The organism is Herbaspirillum sp. SJZ106, assembly GCF_006715495.1.
In the GTDB taxonomy this organism is placed as follows: Bacteria; Pseudomonadota; Gammaproteobacteria; order Burkholderiales; family Burkholderiaceae_D; genus Herbaspirillum.
Genome location: NZ_VFNI01000001.1, coordinates 764517 through 781431, shown reverse-complemented (window position 1 = coordinate 781431; position 16915 = coordinate 764517). Strand labels below are relative to the sequence as shown.

The 16915-nt window shown below is 64.2% G+C and carries 13 protein-coding genes; 6 read left to right on the top strand and 7 right to left on the bottom strand.

What is annotated here, in order from left to right:
* The first annotated feature begins 3 nt into the window (after positions 1–3).
* The 6 genes from FB598_RS03425 to FB598_RS03400 all read left to right on the top strand — a co-directional run bounded on the left by FB598_RS03425 (position 4) and on the right by FB598_RS03400 (position 7767).
* Positions 4–1734 carry an IlvD/Edd family dehydratase gene (locus tag FB598_RS03425; protein WP_141912838.1) on the top strand — a complete coding sequence of 577 codons (1731 nt, stop codon included), beginning with the start codon at positions 4–6 and terminating at the stop codon, positions 1732–1734.
* A 241-nt stretch (positions 1735–1975) separates the two neighbouring features.
* Entirely contained in the window at positions 1976–2944 is a 969-nt protein-coding gene (locus FB598_RS03420; RefSeq protein ID WP_141912836.1) for a C-terminal binding protein, read from the top strand.
* 261 nt (positions 2945–3205) lie between these two features.
* Entirely contained in the window at positions 3206–4291 is a 1086-nt protein-coding gene (locus FB598_RS03415) for an ABC transporter ATP-binding protein (RefSeq protein ID WP_141912834.1), read from the top strand.
* A gap of 174 nt (positions 4292–4465) precedes the next feature.
* Complete coding sequence (locus tag FB598_RS03410) at positions 4466–5797, top strand: ABC transporter substrate-binding protein (RefSeq protein ID WP_141912832.1); 1332 nt, start codon at positions 4466–4468, stop codon at positions 5795–5797.
* 189 nt (positions 5798–5986) lie between these two features.
* Positions 5987–6886: a carbohydrate ABC transporter permease gene (locus FB598_RS03405; protein WP_141912830.1), complete on the top strand. Its 900-nt coding sequence runs from the start codon at positions 5987–5989 to the stop codon at positions 6884–6886.
* Complete coding sequence (locus tag FB598_RS03400; RefSeq protein ID WP_050468896.1) at positions 6886–7767, top strand: carbohydrate ABC transporter permease; 882 nt, start codon at positions 6886–6888, stop codon at positions 7765–7767. The genes FB598_RS03405 and FB598_RS03400 overlap by 1 nt, the downstream gene beginning before the upstream one ends.
* Positions 7768–8060: 293 nt before the next feature.
* Here FB598_RS03400 and FB598_RS03395 read toward each other — a convergent pair whose 3' ends face one another.
* The 7 genes from FB598_RS03395 to FB598_RS03365 form a co-directional block, all read right to left on the bottom strand.
* Positions 8061–9371, bottom strand: a complete 1311-nt coding sequence (locus FB598_RS03395) for a cytochrome c (RefSeq protein WP_183405799.1) — start codon at positions 9369–9371, stop codon at positions 8061–8063.
* Between the two features lie 11 nt (positions 9372–9382).
* The gene (locus FB598_RS03390; RefSeq protein WP_141912828.1) at positions 9383–11164 is read right to left on the bottom strand and encodes a GMC family oxidoreductase; all 1782 of its coding nucleotides are present in this window, start codon (positions 11162–11164) and stop codon (positions 9383–9385) included.
* Between the two features lie 2 nt (positions 11165–11166).
* Positions 11167–11889: a gluconate 2-dehydrogenase subunit 3 family protein gene (locus FB598_RS03385; RefSeq protein ID WP_141912825.1), complete on the bottom strand. Its 723-nt coding sequence runs from the start codon at positions 11887–11889 to the stop codon at positions 11167–11169.
* A 293-nt stretch (positions 11890–12182) separates the two neighbouring features.
* The gene (locus FB598_RS03380) at positions 12183–12950 is read right to left on the bottom strand and encodes a dienelactone hydrolase family protein (protein ID WP_141912822.1); all 768 of its coding nucleotides are present in this window, start codon (positions 12948–12950) and stop codon (positions 12183–12185) included.
* Between the two features lie 334 nt (positions 12951–13284).
* A complete protein-coding gene (locus FB598_RS03375) occupies positions 13285–14637 on the bottom strand; it encodes an MmgE/PrpD family protein (protein WP_141912819.1) in 1353 nt (450 codons plus the stop codon).
* A 119-nt stretch (positions 14638–14756) separates the two neighbouring features.
* Entirely contained in the window at positions 14757–15548 is a 792-nt protein-coding gene (locus FB598_RS03370; RefSeq protein ID WP_141912817.1) for a transporter substrate-binding domain-containing protein, read from the bottom strand.
* 162 nt (positions 15549–15710) lie between these two features.
* A complete protein-coding gene (locus FB598_RS03365) occupies positions 15711–16637 on the bottom strand; it encodes a MurR/RpiR family transcriptional regulator (RefSeq protein ID WP_255515718.1) in 927 nt (308 codons plus the stop codon).
* Between the last annotated feature and the right edge of the window lie 278 nt (positions 16638–16915).

Here is a 16915-nt window from a genome sequence, read left to right as displayed (position 1 = left end):
CACATGACTGACGATACCAAGAAACTCACCCGCCGCAGCCAAGCCTGGTTCGGCCGCCAGGACCGCGACGGTTTCATCTACCGCTCCTGGGTCAAGAACCGCGGCATCCCGCACGACCAGTTCGACGGCCGTCCGGTGATCGGCATCTGCAACACCTACTCTGAACTGACGCCCTGCAACTCGCACTTCCGCGCCCTGGCCGAACAGGTCAAGATCGGCATCTGGGAAGCCGGCGGCTTCCCGCTGGAGTTCCCGGTGATGTCGCTGGGCGAGACCCTGCTGCGCCCGACCGCCATGCTGTACCGCAACCTGGCGTCGATGGACGTGGAAGAGTCGATCCGCGCCAATCCGCTGGACGGCGTGGTGCTGCTGATGGGCTGCGACAAGACCACCCCCGCCCTGCTGATGGGCGCGGCGTCGGTCGACGTGCCGACCATCGGCGTGTCTGGCGGCCCGATGCTGTCCGGCAAATACCGCGGCCGTGAAATCGGTTCCGGCACCGGCGTGTGGCAGATGTCGGAAGATGTCCGCGGCGGCAAGATGACGCAGGAAGAATTCTTCGAAGCCGAGAGCTGCATGCACCGCTCTCACGGCCACTGCATGACCATGGGCACGGCTTCCACCATGGCCAGCATGGTCGAGGCGCTGGGCGTGGGCCTGCCGCACAACGCCGCCATCCCGGCCGTGGATGCGCGCCGCAACGTGCTGGCGCGCAATGCCGGCCGCCGCATCGTCGAGATGGTCAAGGAAGACCTGGTGCTGTCCAAGATCCTGACCCGCGCCGCCTTCGAAAACGCGATCCGCGTCAACGCCGCCATCGGCGGCTCCACCAACGCGGTGATCCACCTGCTGGCGATCGCCGGCCGGATCGGCATCAAGCTGGACCTGAAGGACTGGGACGACATCGGCCAGAAGCTGCCGTGCCTGCTGGACCTGCAGCCGTCGGGCAAATTCCTGATGGAAGACTTCTACTACGCCGGCGGCCTGCCGGCAGTGATCCGCCAGCTGGAAAGCGTGATCGACAAGTCGGCGCTGACCGCCAACGGCAGCACCCTGTGGGACAACTGCAAGGACGCGCCGAACTGGAACGAGGAAGTGATCCGTTCCTTCGACAAGCCGTTCAAGGAAGCCGCCGGCATCGCCATCCTCAAGGGCAACCTGGCCCCGGACGGCGCCGTGATCAAGCCGTCGGCCGCCACCCCGGCGCTGTTGAAGCACCGCGGCCGCGCCGTGGTGTTCGAGAACAGCGACGACCTGCACAAGCGCATCGACGACGAGAACCTGGACGTGGACGAAACCTGCGTGCTGGTGCTGAAGAACTGCGGCCCCAAGGGTTACCCGGGCATGGCCGAAGCCGGCAACATGCCGCTGCCGCCGAAGGTGCTGCGCAAGGGCATCACCGACATGGTGCGCGTGTCCGACGCCCGCATGAGCGGCACCGCCTATGGCACCGTGGTGCTGCACGTCACGCCCGAAGCCGCCGCCGGCGGCCCGCTGGCGCTGGTGCAGAACGGCGACTTCATCGAACTGGACGTGGAAGCGCGCAAGCTGCACCTGGACATCACCGACGAAGAAATGGAACGCCGCCGCGCCGCCTGGCAAAAGCCGGAGTCGCCGGCCACGCGCGGCTGGATCAAGCTCTATGTGGACCATGTGCAGCAGGCCAACCTCGGCGCCGACCTCGACTTCCTGGTCGGCAAGAGCGGCGCCTACGTGCCCAAGGATAATCACTAAGTCACTAAGCAACACCGCGGGCGCCAAGGCAGGCGACGCCAGAAGCGCCACCCGGCGCCCGCGTAGAGATACATCAAACACCTTTTGGATAAACGGTTGGATCGGAAACGCCTGAAATAGAAACAGAAATACATCCAAGCGGTTGCGGACAGAGCCACAGGCCGACGCAACCGGCGAGGAAACAGCGACAGACGTAATTGCATCAAGGTGGGACCGAGACAACCATCATGGAGACGAAGCAATGAAAGTACTGATCACCGACTATGACTTCCCCGACGTCGACCTGGAGCTGGCGCTGTACAAGGCTGCCGGCGTCGAGGTGGTGACGGCGCAATGCCGCACCGAGGAGGAAGTCATCGCCGCATCCGCAGGATGCCAGGGCCTCCTGGTGCAATACGCGCCGGTCAACGCCAAGGTGTTCGCGGCGCGCCCTGAAATCCGCATCGCCAGCCGCTACGGCGCCGGCTTCGACACCATCAACACCGAAGACGCCGCCAAATACGGCGTGTGGGTCGGCAACTCGCCCGACTACGGCGTGGGCGAAGTCGCCACGCATGCGCTGGCCATGGCGCTGGACCTGATCCGCAACATCACCGTCTACGACCGTGCCGTGAAGGCCGGCGAATGGCACTACACCACTGCCGGCATCATCCCGCGCGCCTCCGAGATGACGCTGGGCATCATCGGCCTGGGCCGCATCGGCAAGCGCATGGCGCACATCAGCCGCAACGTGTTCAAGCGCGTCATCGCTTACGACCCGCATATCATCGACGGCGACTTCCCCGCCTACGTGGAACGCGTGGGCCGCGAAGAGCTGTTCAGGCAGGCCGACGTGGTCTCGCTGCACACTCCGCTCAACGACGAGACGCGCGGCATGATCGACGCCTCGGTGCTGAACCTGCTCAAGCCCAACAGCTACCTGGTCAACTCCGCGCGCGGCGGCCTGGTCAATATCGACGACCTGCTGGCGGCGCTGGATTCGAACCGGCTCAAGGGCGCGGCGCTGGATGTGCTGCCGGTGGAACCGCCGGCGACGGCATCGGCTATCGTGCAACACAAGCGTGTGCTATTGTCGCCGCACGCGGCGTTCTACTCCGACGTCGCCGCGTGCGAACTGCGCCGCAAGGCAGCCCAGAACCTGATCGACTGGGACCGCACCGGACGCCCATCCTACGTGGTCGTCGAAGGCAAGAAAGACAACAAAAAATAGCAAGAGACAATTCCCGCGCGCCAGGGCGCACGGGAGTCGCCAGACACGCCGGCGGCCGCAAGCTGTCCGGCAGCTGCAGCACCGGGGGCAAACCAGCGCCGCCGGTGAAAGTGTAAAGGGGACGTCTCAGATCCCCGCATGCCGCCACAGGCAAGATGGCATAACGGGCGGCATCCCTGCAAATAGAAGAAAGTCGTCGCAGGCGCTCCCACAAGGACGCCCGCAGCGCCGAAAACGAGGATATACACGAGGAGCAATTGCATGGCATCAGTACAGATTCGCGCTGTCAAGAAACAGTTCGGCAGCACCCAGATCATCCGTGGCGTCGACATCGACATTGAAGACGGCCAGTTCGCCGTCCTGGTCGGCCCGTCCGGCTGCGGCAAGTCCACCCTGCTGCGCATGCTCGCGGGGCTGGAAGAAATCAGCGGCGGCGAAATCCTCATCGGCGGCACGGTGGTGAACAACGTGCAGCCCAAGGATCGCGACATCGCCATGGTGTTCCAGAACTACGCGCTCTACCCGCACATGTCGGTCAGGGACAACATGGCGTTCTCGCTGACGCTGGCCAAGAAGGACAAGTCCTTCATCGAGGAGCGCGTCAAGAAAGCCGCCGACATCCTCGGCCTGAACCAGCTGCTGGAACGCTATCCGCGCCAGCTCTCCGGCGGCCAGCGCCAGCGCGTGGCGATGGGCCGCGCCATCGTGCGCGATCCGCAAGTGTTCCTGTTCGACGAACCGCTGTCCAACCTCGACGCCAAGCTGCGCGTGCAGATGCGCACCGAGATCAAGGAACTTCACCAGCGCCTCAAGACCACTTCGGTCTACGTCACCCACGACCAGATCGAGGCGATGACCATGGCCGACCAGATCGTGGTCATGCGCGACGGCCTGGTGGAACAGCGCGGCCGTCCGCTGGAACTGTACGACCATCCGTCCAACCAGTTCGTGGCCGGCTTCATCGGTTCGCCGGCGATGAACTTCATCCCCGGCACGCTGCGCCTGTCGGCCGACCGCGCCGAAGTTGAATTCTCCGACGGCACCCGCCTGCCGGCGCCCTATGGCCGCCAGCTGCAAGGCAGCGATGGCCAGCGCGTGGTCTACGGCGTGCGGCCCGAACACCTGGCCATCGGCGCGGCCGGCGACGGCATCGCCACCAAGGTCATCGTGGTCGAACCGACCGGCGCCGACACCGAGGTCTACAGCCGCTTCTGCGACACCAGCCTGACCTCGATCTTCCGCGAACGCCACAACTTCGGATCCGGCGACACCATCCATCTGGCGCCCGACCATACGCGCACGCACCTGTTCGACGCCGAATCGGGCCAGACGCTGGCGCGTCGCTGACACCATTTCCATGCCGGCCAGATCGTGGCCGGCATGGTCTGGGCATTACCGCAGCAACCAAGCAAAGCAGCACACCCGCATCATCTTTAGCAATCAGTCATCGGCAAGGCAGCATCAGAACAACAATCCGCACCATAGCGGTCCGTTCCACTTTCAACCGAAGGAGTAGGAGACATGAGCAAGCTGACAAGACGCGATTTCCTGGTAAGCAGCGCCGCCGCCGCGGCCGCATCGAGCGTGGGCATGAACGCTTTCGCCGCACCCGCGGGAGCAGCCGCGGCCGACAGCATCAAGTACCCGATCGAGCAAGGCGCGACCCTGCGCATACTGCGCTGGAAGCGCTTCGTGCAGGGCGACGAAGACCTGTGGAACGCCAACGTCAAGAAATTCACCGAACTGACCGGCGTGGCCGTGCGTACCGACAGCGAAGGCTGGGAAGACGTCCGTCCCAAGGCCGCCGTTGCCGCCAACGTGGGCAGCGGCCCCGACATCGTGCTGGGCTGGTTCGACGACCCGCAGCAATACCCGACCAAGCTGCTCGACATGACCGACCTGGCCGATTCGCTGGGCAAGCGCTACGGCGGCTGGTACGACGTCTGCCGCAAGTACGGCACCAAGGACGGCAAGTGGATCGCCCTGCCCCTGGGCGTGATCGGCAACGCCCTGGTCTATCGCGAAAGCCAGATCAAGGCCGCCGGCTTTGACGCCATCCCCAAGGACACCGCCGGCTTCCTGAAGCTGTGCCAGGCCCTGAAGGCCAAGAACACCCCGGTCGGCTTCGCGCTGGGCAAGGCGGTGGGCGACGCCAACAACTGGGCGCACTGGCTGCTGTGGTCGCACGGCGGCAAGCTGGTCGACAAGAAGGGCGCGGTCGCCATCAACTCCCCCGAAACCAAAGCCGCGCTGGAATACGCCAAGCAGCTGTACGCGACCTTCGTCCCGGGCACGCTGTCGTGGCAGGATCCGTCCAACAACAAGGCTTACCTGGACGGCCAGGTCAGCATGACCGCCAACGGCATCTCGGTGTACTACGCGGCCAAGAATTCGACCGATCCGAAGATGCAGGAGATCGGCAAGGATACCCAGCACGCGCACTTCCCCATCGGCCCCGCCGGCAAGCCGACCGAGCTGATGCAGATCACCCAGATGATGATCTTCAAGCACACCAAGTATCCGAACGCGGCCAAGGCTTTCGTCCAGTTCATGTTCGAGCCGGACCAGTACAACCCATGGATGAAGGCATCCATCGGCTACGTCAGCCAGCCGCTCAAGGCCTACGAGAAGAACCCGATCTGGACCGAAGACCCGAAGGCCACCGTGTACCGCGACTCGGCATCGCTGATGCTGGACCACGGTCACGAAGGCCCGCTGGGCCAGGCGTCGGCGGCTTGCATGGCCGACTATGTGGTGGTGGATATGGTGGCCGAAGCGGCCAGCGGTTCCAAGACCATCCAGCAGGCCATCGACCGCGCGGCCGATCGCGCCAAGCGCTTCTACAAGGCTTGATGTTTTGCGGCCGGACCGCCGCCGCCGGCCCTGGCCGGCGCGCATCGGTCCGGCGGCATCGGCGCCGGGTCAGATTGGCGAGTTGTCAGGGCTCGCCGGCACGGCGCCGATGCCGGCTATCGCATCGAAATGAAAACAGGCATTTTCCGCCCGGAGCGATCCGGCGCGGCGACTCAACCGAGGCTTATTATGCTATCCCGTTTCCTGAATAATCGTAACGTACTGGGCATGTTGTTCATGGCCCCGGCCGTGATCCTGCTGGTGGTGTTCCTGACCTACCCGCTGGGGCTGGGCGTCTGGCTCGGCTTCACCGACACCAAGATCGGCGGCGAAGGCAGCTTCATCGGACTGGACAACTACACCTACCTGTTCGGCGACTCCCTGGCGCAACTATCGCTGTTCAACACGCTGTTCTACACCATCAGCGCCAGCATCCTGAAGTTCGGGCTGGGCTTGTGGCTGGCGGTCCTGCTCAACAAGAACGTGCCGCTCAAGACCTTCTTCCGCGCCGTGGTGCTGCTGCCCTGGATCGTGCCCACCGCCCTCTCGGCGCTGGCCTTCTGGTGGCTGTATGACGCCCAGTTCTCCGTCATCAGCTGGGCCTTGATGAAGATGGGCCTGATCGACCACTACATCGACTTCCTCGGCGACCCGTGGAACGCGCGCTGGTCGACGGTGGCCGCCAACGTCTGGCGCGGCATCCCGTTCGTGGCGATCTCGCTCTTGGCCGGCCTGCAGACCATCTCGCCTTCGCTGTACGAGGCGGCGGCCATCGACGGCGCCAAGCCGTGGCAGCAGTTCCGCTACATCACCCTGCCCCTGCTGACCCCGATCATCGCGGTGGTGATGACCTTCTCGGTGCTGTTCACCTTCACCGACTTCCAGTTGATCTACGTGCTGACCCGAGGCGGTCCGCTCAATGCAACCCACCTGATGGCCACGCTCTCGTTCCAGCGTGCGATCCCGGGCGGCGCGCTGGGCGAAGGCGCTGCGCTGGCAACCTACATGATCCCGTTCCTGCTGGCGGCCATCATGTTCTCGTATTTCGGCCTGCAACGCCGCGGCTGGCAACAAGGAGGTGACAAATAATGGCCAAGAAAAAAGACGACCAAATGGAAACCCAGGGCATGGATTTCCTCCAATCCACGCCGCGCCGCTGGGTAACCATCTACCTGCCGCTGATCATCTTCCTGTTCGTGCTGCTGTTCCCGTTCTACTGGATGGTGATCACCGCCTTCAAGCCGGATGCGGAGCTGCTGTCGCAAAGCGGCAATCCGTTCTGGGTGATCGCGCCGACGCTGGCGCACTTCAAGAAGCTGCTGTTCGATACCCAGTACCCGGCCTGGCTGCTCAACACCGTGATCGTGTCGGTGGTATCGACCTTCGCCTCGCTGGCGGCCAGCGTGTTCGCCGCCTACGCGATCGAACGCCTGCGCTTCCAGGGCTCCAAGCAGGTCGGCCTGGGCATCTTCCTGGCCTACCTGATCCCGCCGTCGATCCTGTTCATCCCGCTGGCGGCGATCGTGTTCAAGCTGGGCCTGTTCGACACCCGCTGGGCGCTGATCCTGACCTACCCGACCTTCCTGATCCCGTTCTGCACCTGGCTGCTGATGGGCTACTTCCGCTCGATCCCGTATGAGCTGGAAGAGTGCGCGCTGATCGACGGCGCCACCCGCTGGGAGATCCTGGTCAAGATCATCCTGCCGCTGGCGGTGCCGGGCCTGATCTCGGCCGGCATTTTCGCCTTCACGCTGTCGTGGAACGAGTTCATCTACGCGCTGACCTTCATCTCCTCCTCGGAAGTGAAGACGGTGCCGGTCGGCATCGTCACCGAACTGGTCGATGGCGACGTCTACCACTGGGGCGCGCTGATGGCGGGCGCGCTGCTGGGCTCGCTGCCGGTGGCGGTGGTCTACTCGTTCTTTGTCGAGTACTACGTGTCGGGCATGACGGGGGCGGTGAAGGAGTAGCATTCCCTTTCCTCTCTTCGCTCGAAGAAAACCCCCACGTCCGAAAGGGCGTGGGGTTTGTTTTTGGAACCCATTTTTTGCGACGAAAGACACTGGGTCCCGGCCTTCGCCGGGACGACGGTATGATGCGAGACGAGGCTTAGTTATCGCCCCGTCGTCCTGGCGAAAGTCAGGACCCGGCGTCGTTCAGCGCCTCTTATTCCGGCCCATGAAAAATGCGGCCTCCCCTTTCGGAAAGGCCGCATTCTCTTCGCACTCCCGCAGGCGACATAGCGCCTGCAGGAAAACACGCCTTACTGCTTGGCGACAGTCGCCGGACCCGCCTCCATCGCTTGCTTCGGCAGCTCCTTGCGCACCTTGGCGACATCGCTGGCGCTCACGGCGCCGGCGCTGTTGCCCCAGCTGTTGCGGATGAAGGTGACGATTTCCGCCACTTCCTGATCCGACAGACGGCTGCCGAAGGCCGGCATGGCGAACTGCGTGGGCGCCTTGTGGGTCCACGGCATCTCGCCGCCGGCCAGCACGATCTTGATCAGCGAAGCCGGGTTATCGGCATTCACAGTCGCGCTTTGCGCCAGGGTCGGGAAGGTTTCCGTCCAGCCCTTGCCGCTGCTGCGGTGGCAAGCGGCGCAGTTGTTGAGGAAGCCCATCGCGCCCGGACTCTGGTCGGAACCCTTGCGCAACGCCTGGTGCGTCTTGTCGTCATACGCCAGCGGCGCCACGCCTTCCTTGACCGGCTTCAACGACTTGAGGTACTTGGCGATCGCCGTCAGGTCTTCGTCGGTCATGTACTGCGTGCTGTTGGCGACCACATCGGCCATGCCGCCGAACGCTGCGGAGTGGCTGTTGCGGCCGGTCTTCAGGAAGACCGCGATGTCTTCCTCGCTCCAGTTGCCCAGGCCGTCGCGCGCGTCGCCGCGCAGGTTGTTGGCCAGATAGCCTTCAACCACGCCGCCCGACAGGAACTGCGTACTGTCGTCGGTCAGCGCCTTCTCCTGCATGCCGATGCCGCGCGGGGTGTGGCAAGCGCCGCAGTGTCCCAGGCCTTCGACCAGGTACTTGCCGCGCATGAGCGGGCTGTTGTCGTCGGCGCCGTCAACTGCGACGGCCGGCGCGAATACCTTGCGCCAGATCGACAGCGGCCAGCGCATCGACAACGGCCAGACGATATCGACCCCGCGGTTAGGCGTCGGATCGGCTTGCACGCCGTTCATGAAGTAGGCATACAGCGCCTTGACGTCGGCCGGCTTGACCTTGGCGTAGGACGGATACGGCATGGCCGGGTACAGCGACGCGCCATCCTTGCGGATGCCGTGGCGCAGGGCCTTGTCGAAGTCGTCCTCGCTGTAGTTGCCGATGCCGTGCTCCTTGTCGGGCGTGATGTTGGACGAGTACACGGTGCCGATCGGGGTTGCCATCGGCAGGCCGCCGGCGAAGGGCTTGCCGCCCTTGGCCGTGTGGCAGGCCACGCAGTCGCCGGCCTTGGCCAGGTACTCGCCGCGCTTGACCAGCTGCTGGTCCGCCGGAGCGTTTTGCGCCGAGGCGGCAGCCGCGGACAGCGTCATGACTGCCGCGCAGGCGGCGATGAAATAGTGCTTGATCATGTTCGTTATCCTTATGCCTGAACCAGCGGACCGGGGTTTTTCAGATACTGCTCGCGGATCGCCTTGGCGGAGTGATACGCCAGCGCCGTGACCAGGCCGGTCGGGTTGTAGCCCATGTTCTGCGGGAACGCCGAAGCGCCGTAGACGAACACGTTGGGCACGTCCCAGCTTTGCAGGTACTTGTTGACCACGCTGTTCTTGGGCGTAGTGCCCATGATCGCGCCGCCGGTCAGGTGGGTCGACTGGTACACGCGGGTGTCCCACGACGAGCCGGTCTTGCGCACGGCCTTGACGACCTTCTCCGGGTTCATCGCGTGGCCGACCTTTTCCATCTGGTCGGCGATGTAGGTCAGCATCTTGCCTTCGTTTTCCTTCCAGTTCAGCGTCAGGCGCAAGAGCGGCTGGCCGTTGGCGTCCTTGTAGGTCGGATCCAGCGACAGGTAGCAATCGCGGTAAGCCATCACCGAACCGGACATGCCGATGGTCAGGGTGCGCTGGTAGGCGTCCTGCACGCTGCCCTTCCATTCCGATCCCCAGCTGGGCACCTTCTCGCCCGGCATGGTGCCGGTCTGCTTGATGGGGCGGCCGCCGTAGCGCACGTGGCGGATCGAGGCGCCGCCGATGAAGCCCAGCGGACCGTGGTCGAACTGGTCGGCGTTGAGGTCGTCCATGCCGACGCCGCCGGCGCCGGTGCCGATGAACGGGTTGAACTGGGTGCCCTTGGGCATGACCACGTTGATGCCGCCGTTGTACTGGTAGGCGAAGTTCTTGCCCACCACGCCTTCGCCGGTGACCGGGTCATACGGCTTGCCGATGCCCGACAGCAGCAGCAGGCGCACGTTGTGCGTCTGGAACGCGGTCAACAGCACCAGGTCGGCCGGCTGCTCGACCTCGCGGCCTTGCGAGTCGATGTAGGTAACGCCGGTGGCGCGCTTGCCGGAAGCATCGAGGTTGACCTTGATCACCTGCGCCTTGGTGCGCAGCTCGAAGTTCTTGCGCTTCAACAGCACCGGCAGGATGGTGGTCTGCGGCGAGGCCTTGGAATACATGTAGCAGCCGTAGTTTTCGCAGAAGCCGCAGTAGTTGCAGGGGCCGATGCGCACGCCATAGGGGTTGGTGAACGGCTCGGAGGCGTTGGCTGCCGGCGCCGGATACGGATGGTAGCCGACGTCGCGCATGGCCTTTTCGACCAGCGAGGCGCTGTACTGGTATTGCAGCGGCTTGGTCGGGAATTCGTCGCTGCGCTCGCCTTCCAGCGGGTTGCCGCCTTCGACGATCTTGCCCTTGAGGTTGCCGGCCTTGCCCGATACGGCCATCACCTTCTCCGAGAAATCGTAGAACGGCTCCAGTTCCTTGTAGGTGACGCCATGGTCCTGGATGGTCATGTCTTCGGGGATGAATTTCTTGCCGTACTTCTGCTCGTGGTGGCTGCGCATTTCCAGCTCTTCCGGCAGGTTGCGGTACATCATGCCGTTCCAGTGGAAACCGGCGCCGCCGACGCCGTCGCCCAGCAGGAAGGAGCCGTGCTGGCGATACGGCACGGCCACGTCGGCCACGCCGTGGCGGATGGTCACGGTCTCGCGCGAGAGGTCCTGGAACAGCGCGCCGCGCACCGAGTATTTCAGTTCGTCGACCGCCTTCGGATAGGGGGTATCGGTATTGGTGTCGCGCATGTCGCCGCGTTCCAGCGCCAGCACGTTCAGGCCCGCTTCGGTCAGCTCCATCCCCATGATGGAACCGGTCCAGCCCAAGCCCACCATCACCACATCTACTTTGTCTTTTTTGATTGCCATGATCAGCCCTTTTCTCCCAGAATCGACACAGGGCCGTATGGATATTTCACGTTGTACTGGTCGACCCAATCCAGGTAGTCGGCGCGCGCGCCGGGGAAGCCGACCATCTTCCAGCCGCCCATTTTCTGGTTGCCGCCGTACATCGGGTCGGCGAAGTAACCTTCCTTGGTGTTGCCCAGCATGAAGCTGAAGAAAGTCTTGGCGGGCACGGTCTCGAACGTAATCTTGCCGGCTTCCATCTGCTTCAGGACCTCGACCTGCAGCTTCTTGTCCAATTCGGCGAACACCTTGCCGTGGTTCTTGGTGCACCAGTCGTTGGCGGCGGCGATGCCCTGGCGGTAGATGTCGCGCGGCACCAGCGAGAGCTGGTAGCCCAGTTCGGGCACGCTGTCCGGATGGAACGGGCCTTGCATGTACCACAGCTTGCCGGCGCCGTAGGGCGTTTCCATCTGGCGGTCGATGAACTCGGGCACGCCGGTCTCGAGCGCGCCCGCGCCGTACTGGTCGGAGGGAATCAGGTGGTCGACCGCGGCATTGATGAATGCCCATTCGGCGGCGTTGAAATAGGTCGGGGTATAAGCGCGCGGCTTGCCCGGTTCGGAGTTGTCGGCGATGGCCGGCTGGCTGACTGCGACTGCGGTGGCGCCGCCTAGCGTACTGGCTGCTGGGACGATCGCCAGTACCTGACGCAGAAAGCGCCGCCTCGGCTCTTTATCTTGTGACATGACTTTCCTTTGGACTGTGGTTTGAGGAGAGAGGTATTGCCGGGCACTCTTCCATTTGCAAACGTCGGGATGAACACGCCCCGGCGGCTGCGAATGGCAGTTGCCTCTTGTGGCGCCGCGGCTCGGGCCGGCAAAGCCGGAGCGATGGCGCTGTTTGGTTTGCGATCATGGCATCGCGCGAAAAGCTGTGCACTTGGCTTGCTGGTTTCGTCATGAAAACAACTGGCTGAAAAAGCGAGAAACCGGTCACATATGGCCAGCCGGTTTCAACATCGACACTTGCATCGATACTTTTAAGCGAACAACTCGCCGAAGAAATTCTTCAGCGCCACCGAGGCACGCTCGGCGGTCTGGCGGTGATAAAAGAAACCCGGACTGTTGGAATCCGGGTCGGTGAATGAATGGCCGGCCTGGCCGTAATTGACCAGTTGCCAGTCGATCCTGGCGGCGCTCATCTCGTCGATGAAGCCATTGACCTGTTCGCGCGGCACGGACGGATCCTGCACGCCGTGCAGCACCAGCACCGCTCCCTTGATCTTGCTGGCGTCGGGCGCCGGGCTCGACAGGGCGCCATGCAGCGACACGGTACCGCGCACGTCGGCGCCGGAGCGCGCCAGTTCCAGCGCGGCGGTGCCGCCGAAGCAGAAACCGCAGGCGCCGAACCTGTCGGCGGCGATCCTGATTTTCTGTTGATTGCGGAAGACTTCCAGCGCGGCGTTCATGCGCTTGCGCAGTTCGGCGCGGTCCTGCTTGAGCGGGCCGATGACCGCCACCGCCTCATCGGGGTTGGCCGGCCGTACATGCTTGCCGTAGACGTCCGCCACGAACACGGCATGCGCCGCGCCGATGGTGGCGGCGGCGATTTCGAGCGCCTGCTGGCGCACGCCGAAATAATTGGGCACAGCCAGTATGCCCGTGGCAGGCGGCGCGGCCTTGTTGAACAGGAGGATGCTTTCGTATTCGACGCCATCGGTCGAATGGGGGATGATTTCAATGGCGAGGTCGGCAACGGCAATGCCGAATTTCTCGGCGATCGCGGCTGCATTCCAGGACTGGGGCATGTTCTGGCTCCTTTGATGGCAGTGGCCGGCGGCATGGCCGCGGCGGCACGGAGGAAACTTATTGATTTATTGGCGCGGCAACAAGTACAAAAACAAGTGCAAAAGATGCAATATCCCTTGTACATAACTCGCTATGTTCGCACAAACAATGCAACTTTGCAGGAGGTCATACCAGTTGTCGCCAGGAAAATACGATAGCTTGCCATACATTCCTCCTACATACCCCAGCCAGCAAAGGCGCTTGCCCGTTTTTTAACTGCGAGCAACAAATGCTTTACTGCACCATTGGCTGTGACCACACTTTCAGCCATCCGACCCGCCTTTGTCAAATGGTTCAAGCGCGGAACAATCCGCGCACCGACCCGCAAGACGCCAGCGCGCGCAAACGCGCCAGCCAGTCGTCGGACGACGCCAGGCCGGCAAAACGCAGGCATCCCAGGAACTTGGCATCGAGTTCTTCGGCACTGAGCGGATAACGCGCGGCGCCACGCGCGAAATCGCGGAAGGCCTGCACCACCCTGCCGTCGCGCAATGCGATGCTGACATGCGCACCTTCCGGCGCGGCCGCCCGGCGCCCCGCATCTTTCCAGTACGCACCGCTGGTCATGCCGACCTTCGCCATCAATTCCCGCAGGCGCGGGTCTGCCAGCGTCGCGGCCGACAAATGTTCCAGCCCGACCGTGCCATGCAACAGCGAAACGGCCACCGCGAATGGCATGCTGAACTGCGCCTGTTGCGGCGTGGCCGGATCGTCATGGATCAGGTTGGCGATGACGATCGGCGGCACGTCGCAGGTGATCGCCGCGATCGCGCCGGCATCGATGGCATGCATATGCGCCAGCGCCATGACCGCGTCCACCGCCGCATGCGAAGACAGGCAGAGCGGAATGCGCTTGATGTCCACGCCCGGGTTGTGCAGCGCCCAGCGCGTGCCCAGCATCTCCACCGCCTGCGCATCCCAATGACCGCCATTGAACAGCCGCGCGAAACCGTTGCGATGCTCAACGGCATCGGTGGGGCCGCTGGCGCCGAGCTGCGCCATGAACGCGGCGGTCACGCCGGCCTCTGCCGCGCGCCCGGCGAGGAAGGCCTTGGCGTCGGTGCCGAAACAGGCCTTGATGCCGGCCGCCCCGGACAGCGCCAGGCCCAGCGCCGCCGCGGTTTGCCGTTCATCCAGCCGGAGCAGCCGCGCCGCCGCCGCGCATGCGCCCACCGGCCCCAGCACGCCGGTCGTCCACCAGCCCTGATCGTACAGCACATTGGCGCTGGCCAGGCCGAGCGCATACTCGCACTCGGCGCCGGCCACCAAGGCCACCGCCAGCTCGCGGCCGCTGGCATCGGCATGCTGGGCCGCCGCCAGCGCGGCCGGCACGATCACCGCCGAACCGTGGACGAAACCGGCATAACAGTTGTCGTCGAAATCCAGCGCGTGGGCCGCCACACCGTTGGCAAAGGCGGCCTGCCTGGCATCGGCCTGCAACGCCGTGCCGATGATGTTGCACATGCCAAGGTGGCTGCCCATGCTGCCCATGCCGGCCATGCCGGCCAGCGCGCGCGCATGGGCGGCGACCCTGGCGGCGGAACCGGCGGCGATCACGCCGACGGTATCGATCAGGCAATCTTGCGCAACGCTGCGAACGTGCGCAGGAATGTCGCCCTCCTCAAGCTGCGCGATCCACCGGCTCATTGCCGTGATCGCGCCGCGTCCTGTCCCCTGCCCCGTTATTTCCTTCACGCCTGTTCCTCCCGACAATAAAAATGGCCGGCCGCGTCGGCGGCCGGCCGGTGCACATCACGCGGGCATGCTCAGTCCGGCAACTGGCCGGCCGGCGCCCCCAGCCAGGTCTGCGAGAACTTGTCGATGGTGCCGTCGGCGCGCGCTTCGCGGATGATCATATTGATCTTCGCCAGCAACGTCGATTCGCCCTTGGGCATGGCCACATAGCATGGCGCATTGGCCAGGATCACCTTCAGTTCCATGTCCAGCGAAGGGTTCATCTTTTGCAGCGCGGCGGCAACCGTGGTTCCGGTCGCGAACATCTGGGTCTGCCCGGCCAGGAAGGAAGACAGCGTCGCGTTGTTGTCTTCGAAGCGTTTGACGACCGCGCCTGGCGCCATCTGTTCCAGCTCCTGGTCCTGCATCGAGCCGCGGGTGACCGAGATGGTCTTGCCCTTGAGTTCGGCGAAACTGCTGGCCTTCACATTCTTGCCGCCGAACACCGCGTCGAAGAATGGCGCATAGGCGATGCTGAAATCGACTACCTTGGCGCGCTCGGCGGTCTTGCCCAGCGACGAGATGGTGATGTCGGCCTTGTTGGTTTGCAGGTAGGCGATGCGGTTGGGCGCCGTCACCGGAACCAGCTCGACCTTGACGCCAAGTTTGCTGCCGATCAGGTTGGCCATGTCGATGTCATAGCCGCGCGGCCGCATGTCGGTGCCGACCGCGCCATAAGGCGGATAGTCGGTGGGAACGGCCACGCGTATCGACTTGCGCGACATGATGGTCTGGTACAGGTCATCGGCCAATGCGTTGGCCGAAGCAAGGCAGGCGGCGGCCGCGGTGAGGCCGATCAGGGCGAGTAGCGGGCGGCGTTTCATGGGTGATCCTTTCTGAAGATATGGCTCAATGCGAGGTGCGCGCTGCAAGGCGCACCGGCGTGGTTCGAGAAATCCCGGCGCCTGTTGCGGCGCCATTTTTTGTCGGCTGCATGTCTCGCGCATGCGCCGCTCCGGTAAATTCGTATTCGCCGATCCGCGGCGTCATGCGCCGCGCTTGGCGGGAGCCTTTGCGCGCGGCGCCGGCGCGGCGTCGGCCTGCATGCCCCACCACTCCCCCACGCCCCACAGTTTCTTTTCCGTGTCGGCGATCTGCGACTTGATGTTGATCCGGGAGGTGGCGGCCATCAGCGCCACCAGGATTTCCGCCACCAGGAAGGCCGGCAGCAGCGTGTCGAAAAACGAAGGCCCCTTGTTGGGCACCAGGATGCTTTCGGTGGCGATGCGCGCCAGCGGCGAACTGGCGCTGTCGGTGATCACCACCAGCTTGACGCCGGCCTTTTCCAGGTGCGTGGCGATCGACATGGCGCGGCGCGAGTGCGGCGCCATGCTGCAGATCAGCGCCACGTCGCGCGAGGAAGGCTGGTGCATGACCTTCATGATCCCGCTCTCGCCGGCCCCGTCCACCAGCGTGACGTTGCGCGCGAAGTATTCGCATACGTGGGCGAACTGGAAAGCCACCGGGAAGGAACCGCGCAAGCCGAGGCAAAAGATCTCGCGCGCCGACGACAGCAGCCTGGCCGCGCGCACGATGGACGACATGGTCTCGCCCGCGCACAGCGACTGGATCTGGGCCGTGGCGTTGTGGGCCAGATCCATCGCCAGGCCGGCTTCGCCGATGCGCTGGTTCAGCTCGACCAGGCCCTGGGCGCGCGAACCGAATTCATTGCCGCGGGCGCGCAGGCTGCTCTTGAAGACATCGCGGATGGCGTCATAGCCGTCCAGCCCCAGCGCCTTGGCAAAACGCGTCATGGTCGACGGCGGCACTTCGGCCAGCCGCGCCTGTTCGCGCATGGACAGCACCGCCACTTCGTGCGGATTGTCCAGCACGAAGGCCGCCACCTGGCGTGCCTGGCGCGGCAGGCTGTCGAAGCGTTCCTTGATGAGGGCGGTCAGCGATGGTTGGTTCACGATAGGTTGGCGGCTGGCTGGATGATGCCAACCATTGAGCAACATATGTGCCAATCGATTCTACAAACGGTTCAAACGAACCATTCTCATGCCGATGCGACATCCCCCGCGATCCGTTTGCACGGGCGTTTGTCTGGCTAAGTCGCCAAACCATTTCGGCACAAACGGTACAAAAATGGCCGGATCAATGTTCCGTCGCCAGCGGGCCTACGCCAGGACGGCACGGACTGGCGCCGGCAAAACGCCCCAGCATGGTTAGCCGTGCGATCGGGTTCGCC

Coding starts and splice junctions, on each gene's coding strand:
- FB598_RS03425 (WP_141912838.1), top strand. CDS start 4: ATGACTGACGATACCAAGAAACTCACCCGCCGCAGCCAAGCCTGGTTC.
- FB598_RS03420 (WP_141912836.1), top strand. CDS start 1,976: ATGAAAGTACTGATCACCGACTATGACTTCCCCGACGTCGACCTGGAG.
- FB598_RS03415 (WP_141912834.1), top strand. CDS start 3,206: ATGGCATCAGTACAGATTCGCGCTGTCAAGAAACAGTTCGGCAGCACC.
- FB598_RS03410 (WP_141912832.1), top strand. CDS start 4,466: ATGAGCAAGCTGACAAGACGCGATTTCCTGGTAAGCAGCGCCGCCGCC.
- FB598_RS03405 (WP_141912830.1), top strand. CDS start 5,987: ATGCTATCCCGTTTCCTGAATAATCGTAACGTACTGGGCATGTTGTTC.
- FB598_RS03400 (WP_050468896.1), top strand. CDS start 6,886: ATGGCCAAGAAAAAAGACGACCAAATGGAAACCCAGGGCATGGATTTC.
- FB598_RS03395 (WP_183405799.1), bottom strand. CDS start 9,371: ATGATCAAGCACTATTTCATCGCCGCCTGCGCGGCAGTCATGACGCTG.
- FB598_RS03390 (WP_141912828.1), bottom strand. CDS start 11,164: ATGGCAATCAAAAAAGACAAAGTAGATGTGGTGATGGTGGGCTTGGGC.
- FB598_RS03385 (WP_141912825.1), bottom strand. CDS start 11,889: ATGTCACAAGATAAAGAGCCGAGGCGGCGCTTTCTGCGTCAGGTACTG.
- FB598_RS03380 (WP_141912822.1), bottom strand. CDS start 12,950: ATGCCCCAGTCCTGGAATGCAGCCGCGATCGCCGAGAAATTCGGCATT.
- FB598_RS03375 (WP_141912819.1), bottom strand. CDS start 14,637: ATGAGCCGGTGGATCGCGCAGCTTGAGGAGGGCGACATTCCTGCGCAC.
- FB598_RS03370 (WP_141912817.1), bottom strand. CDS start 15,548: ATGAAACGCCGCCCGCTACTCGCCCTGATCGGCCTCACCGCGGCCGCC.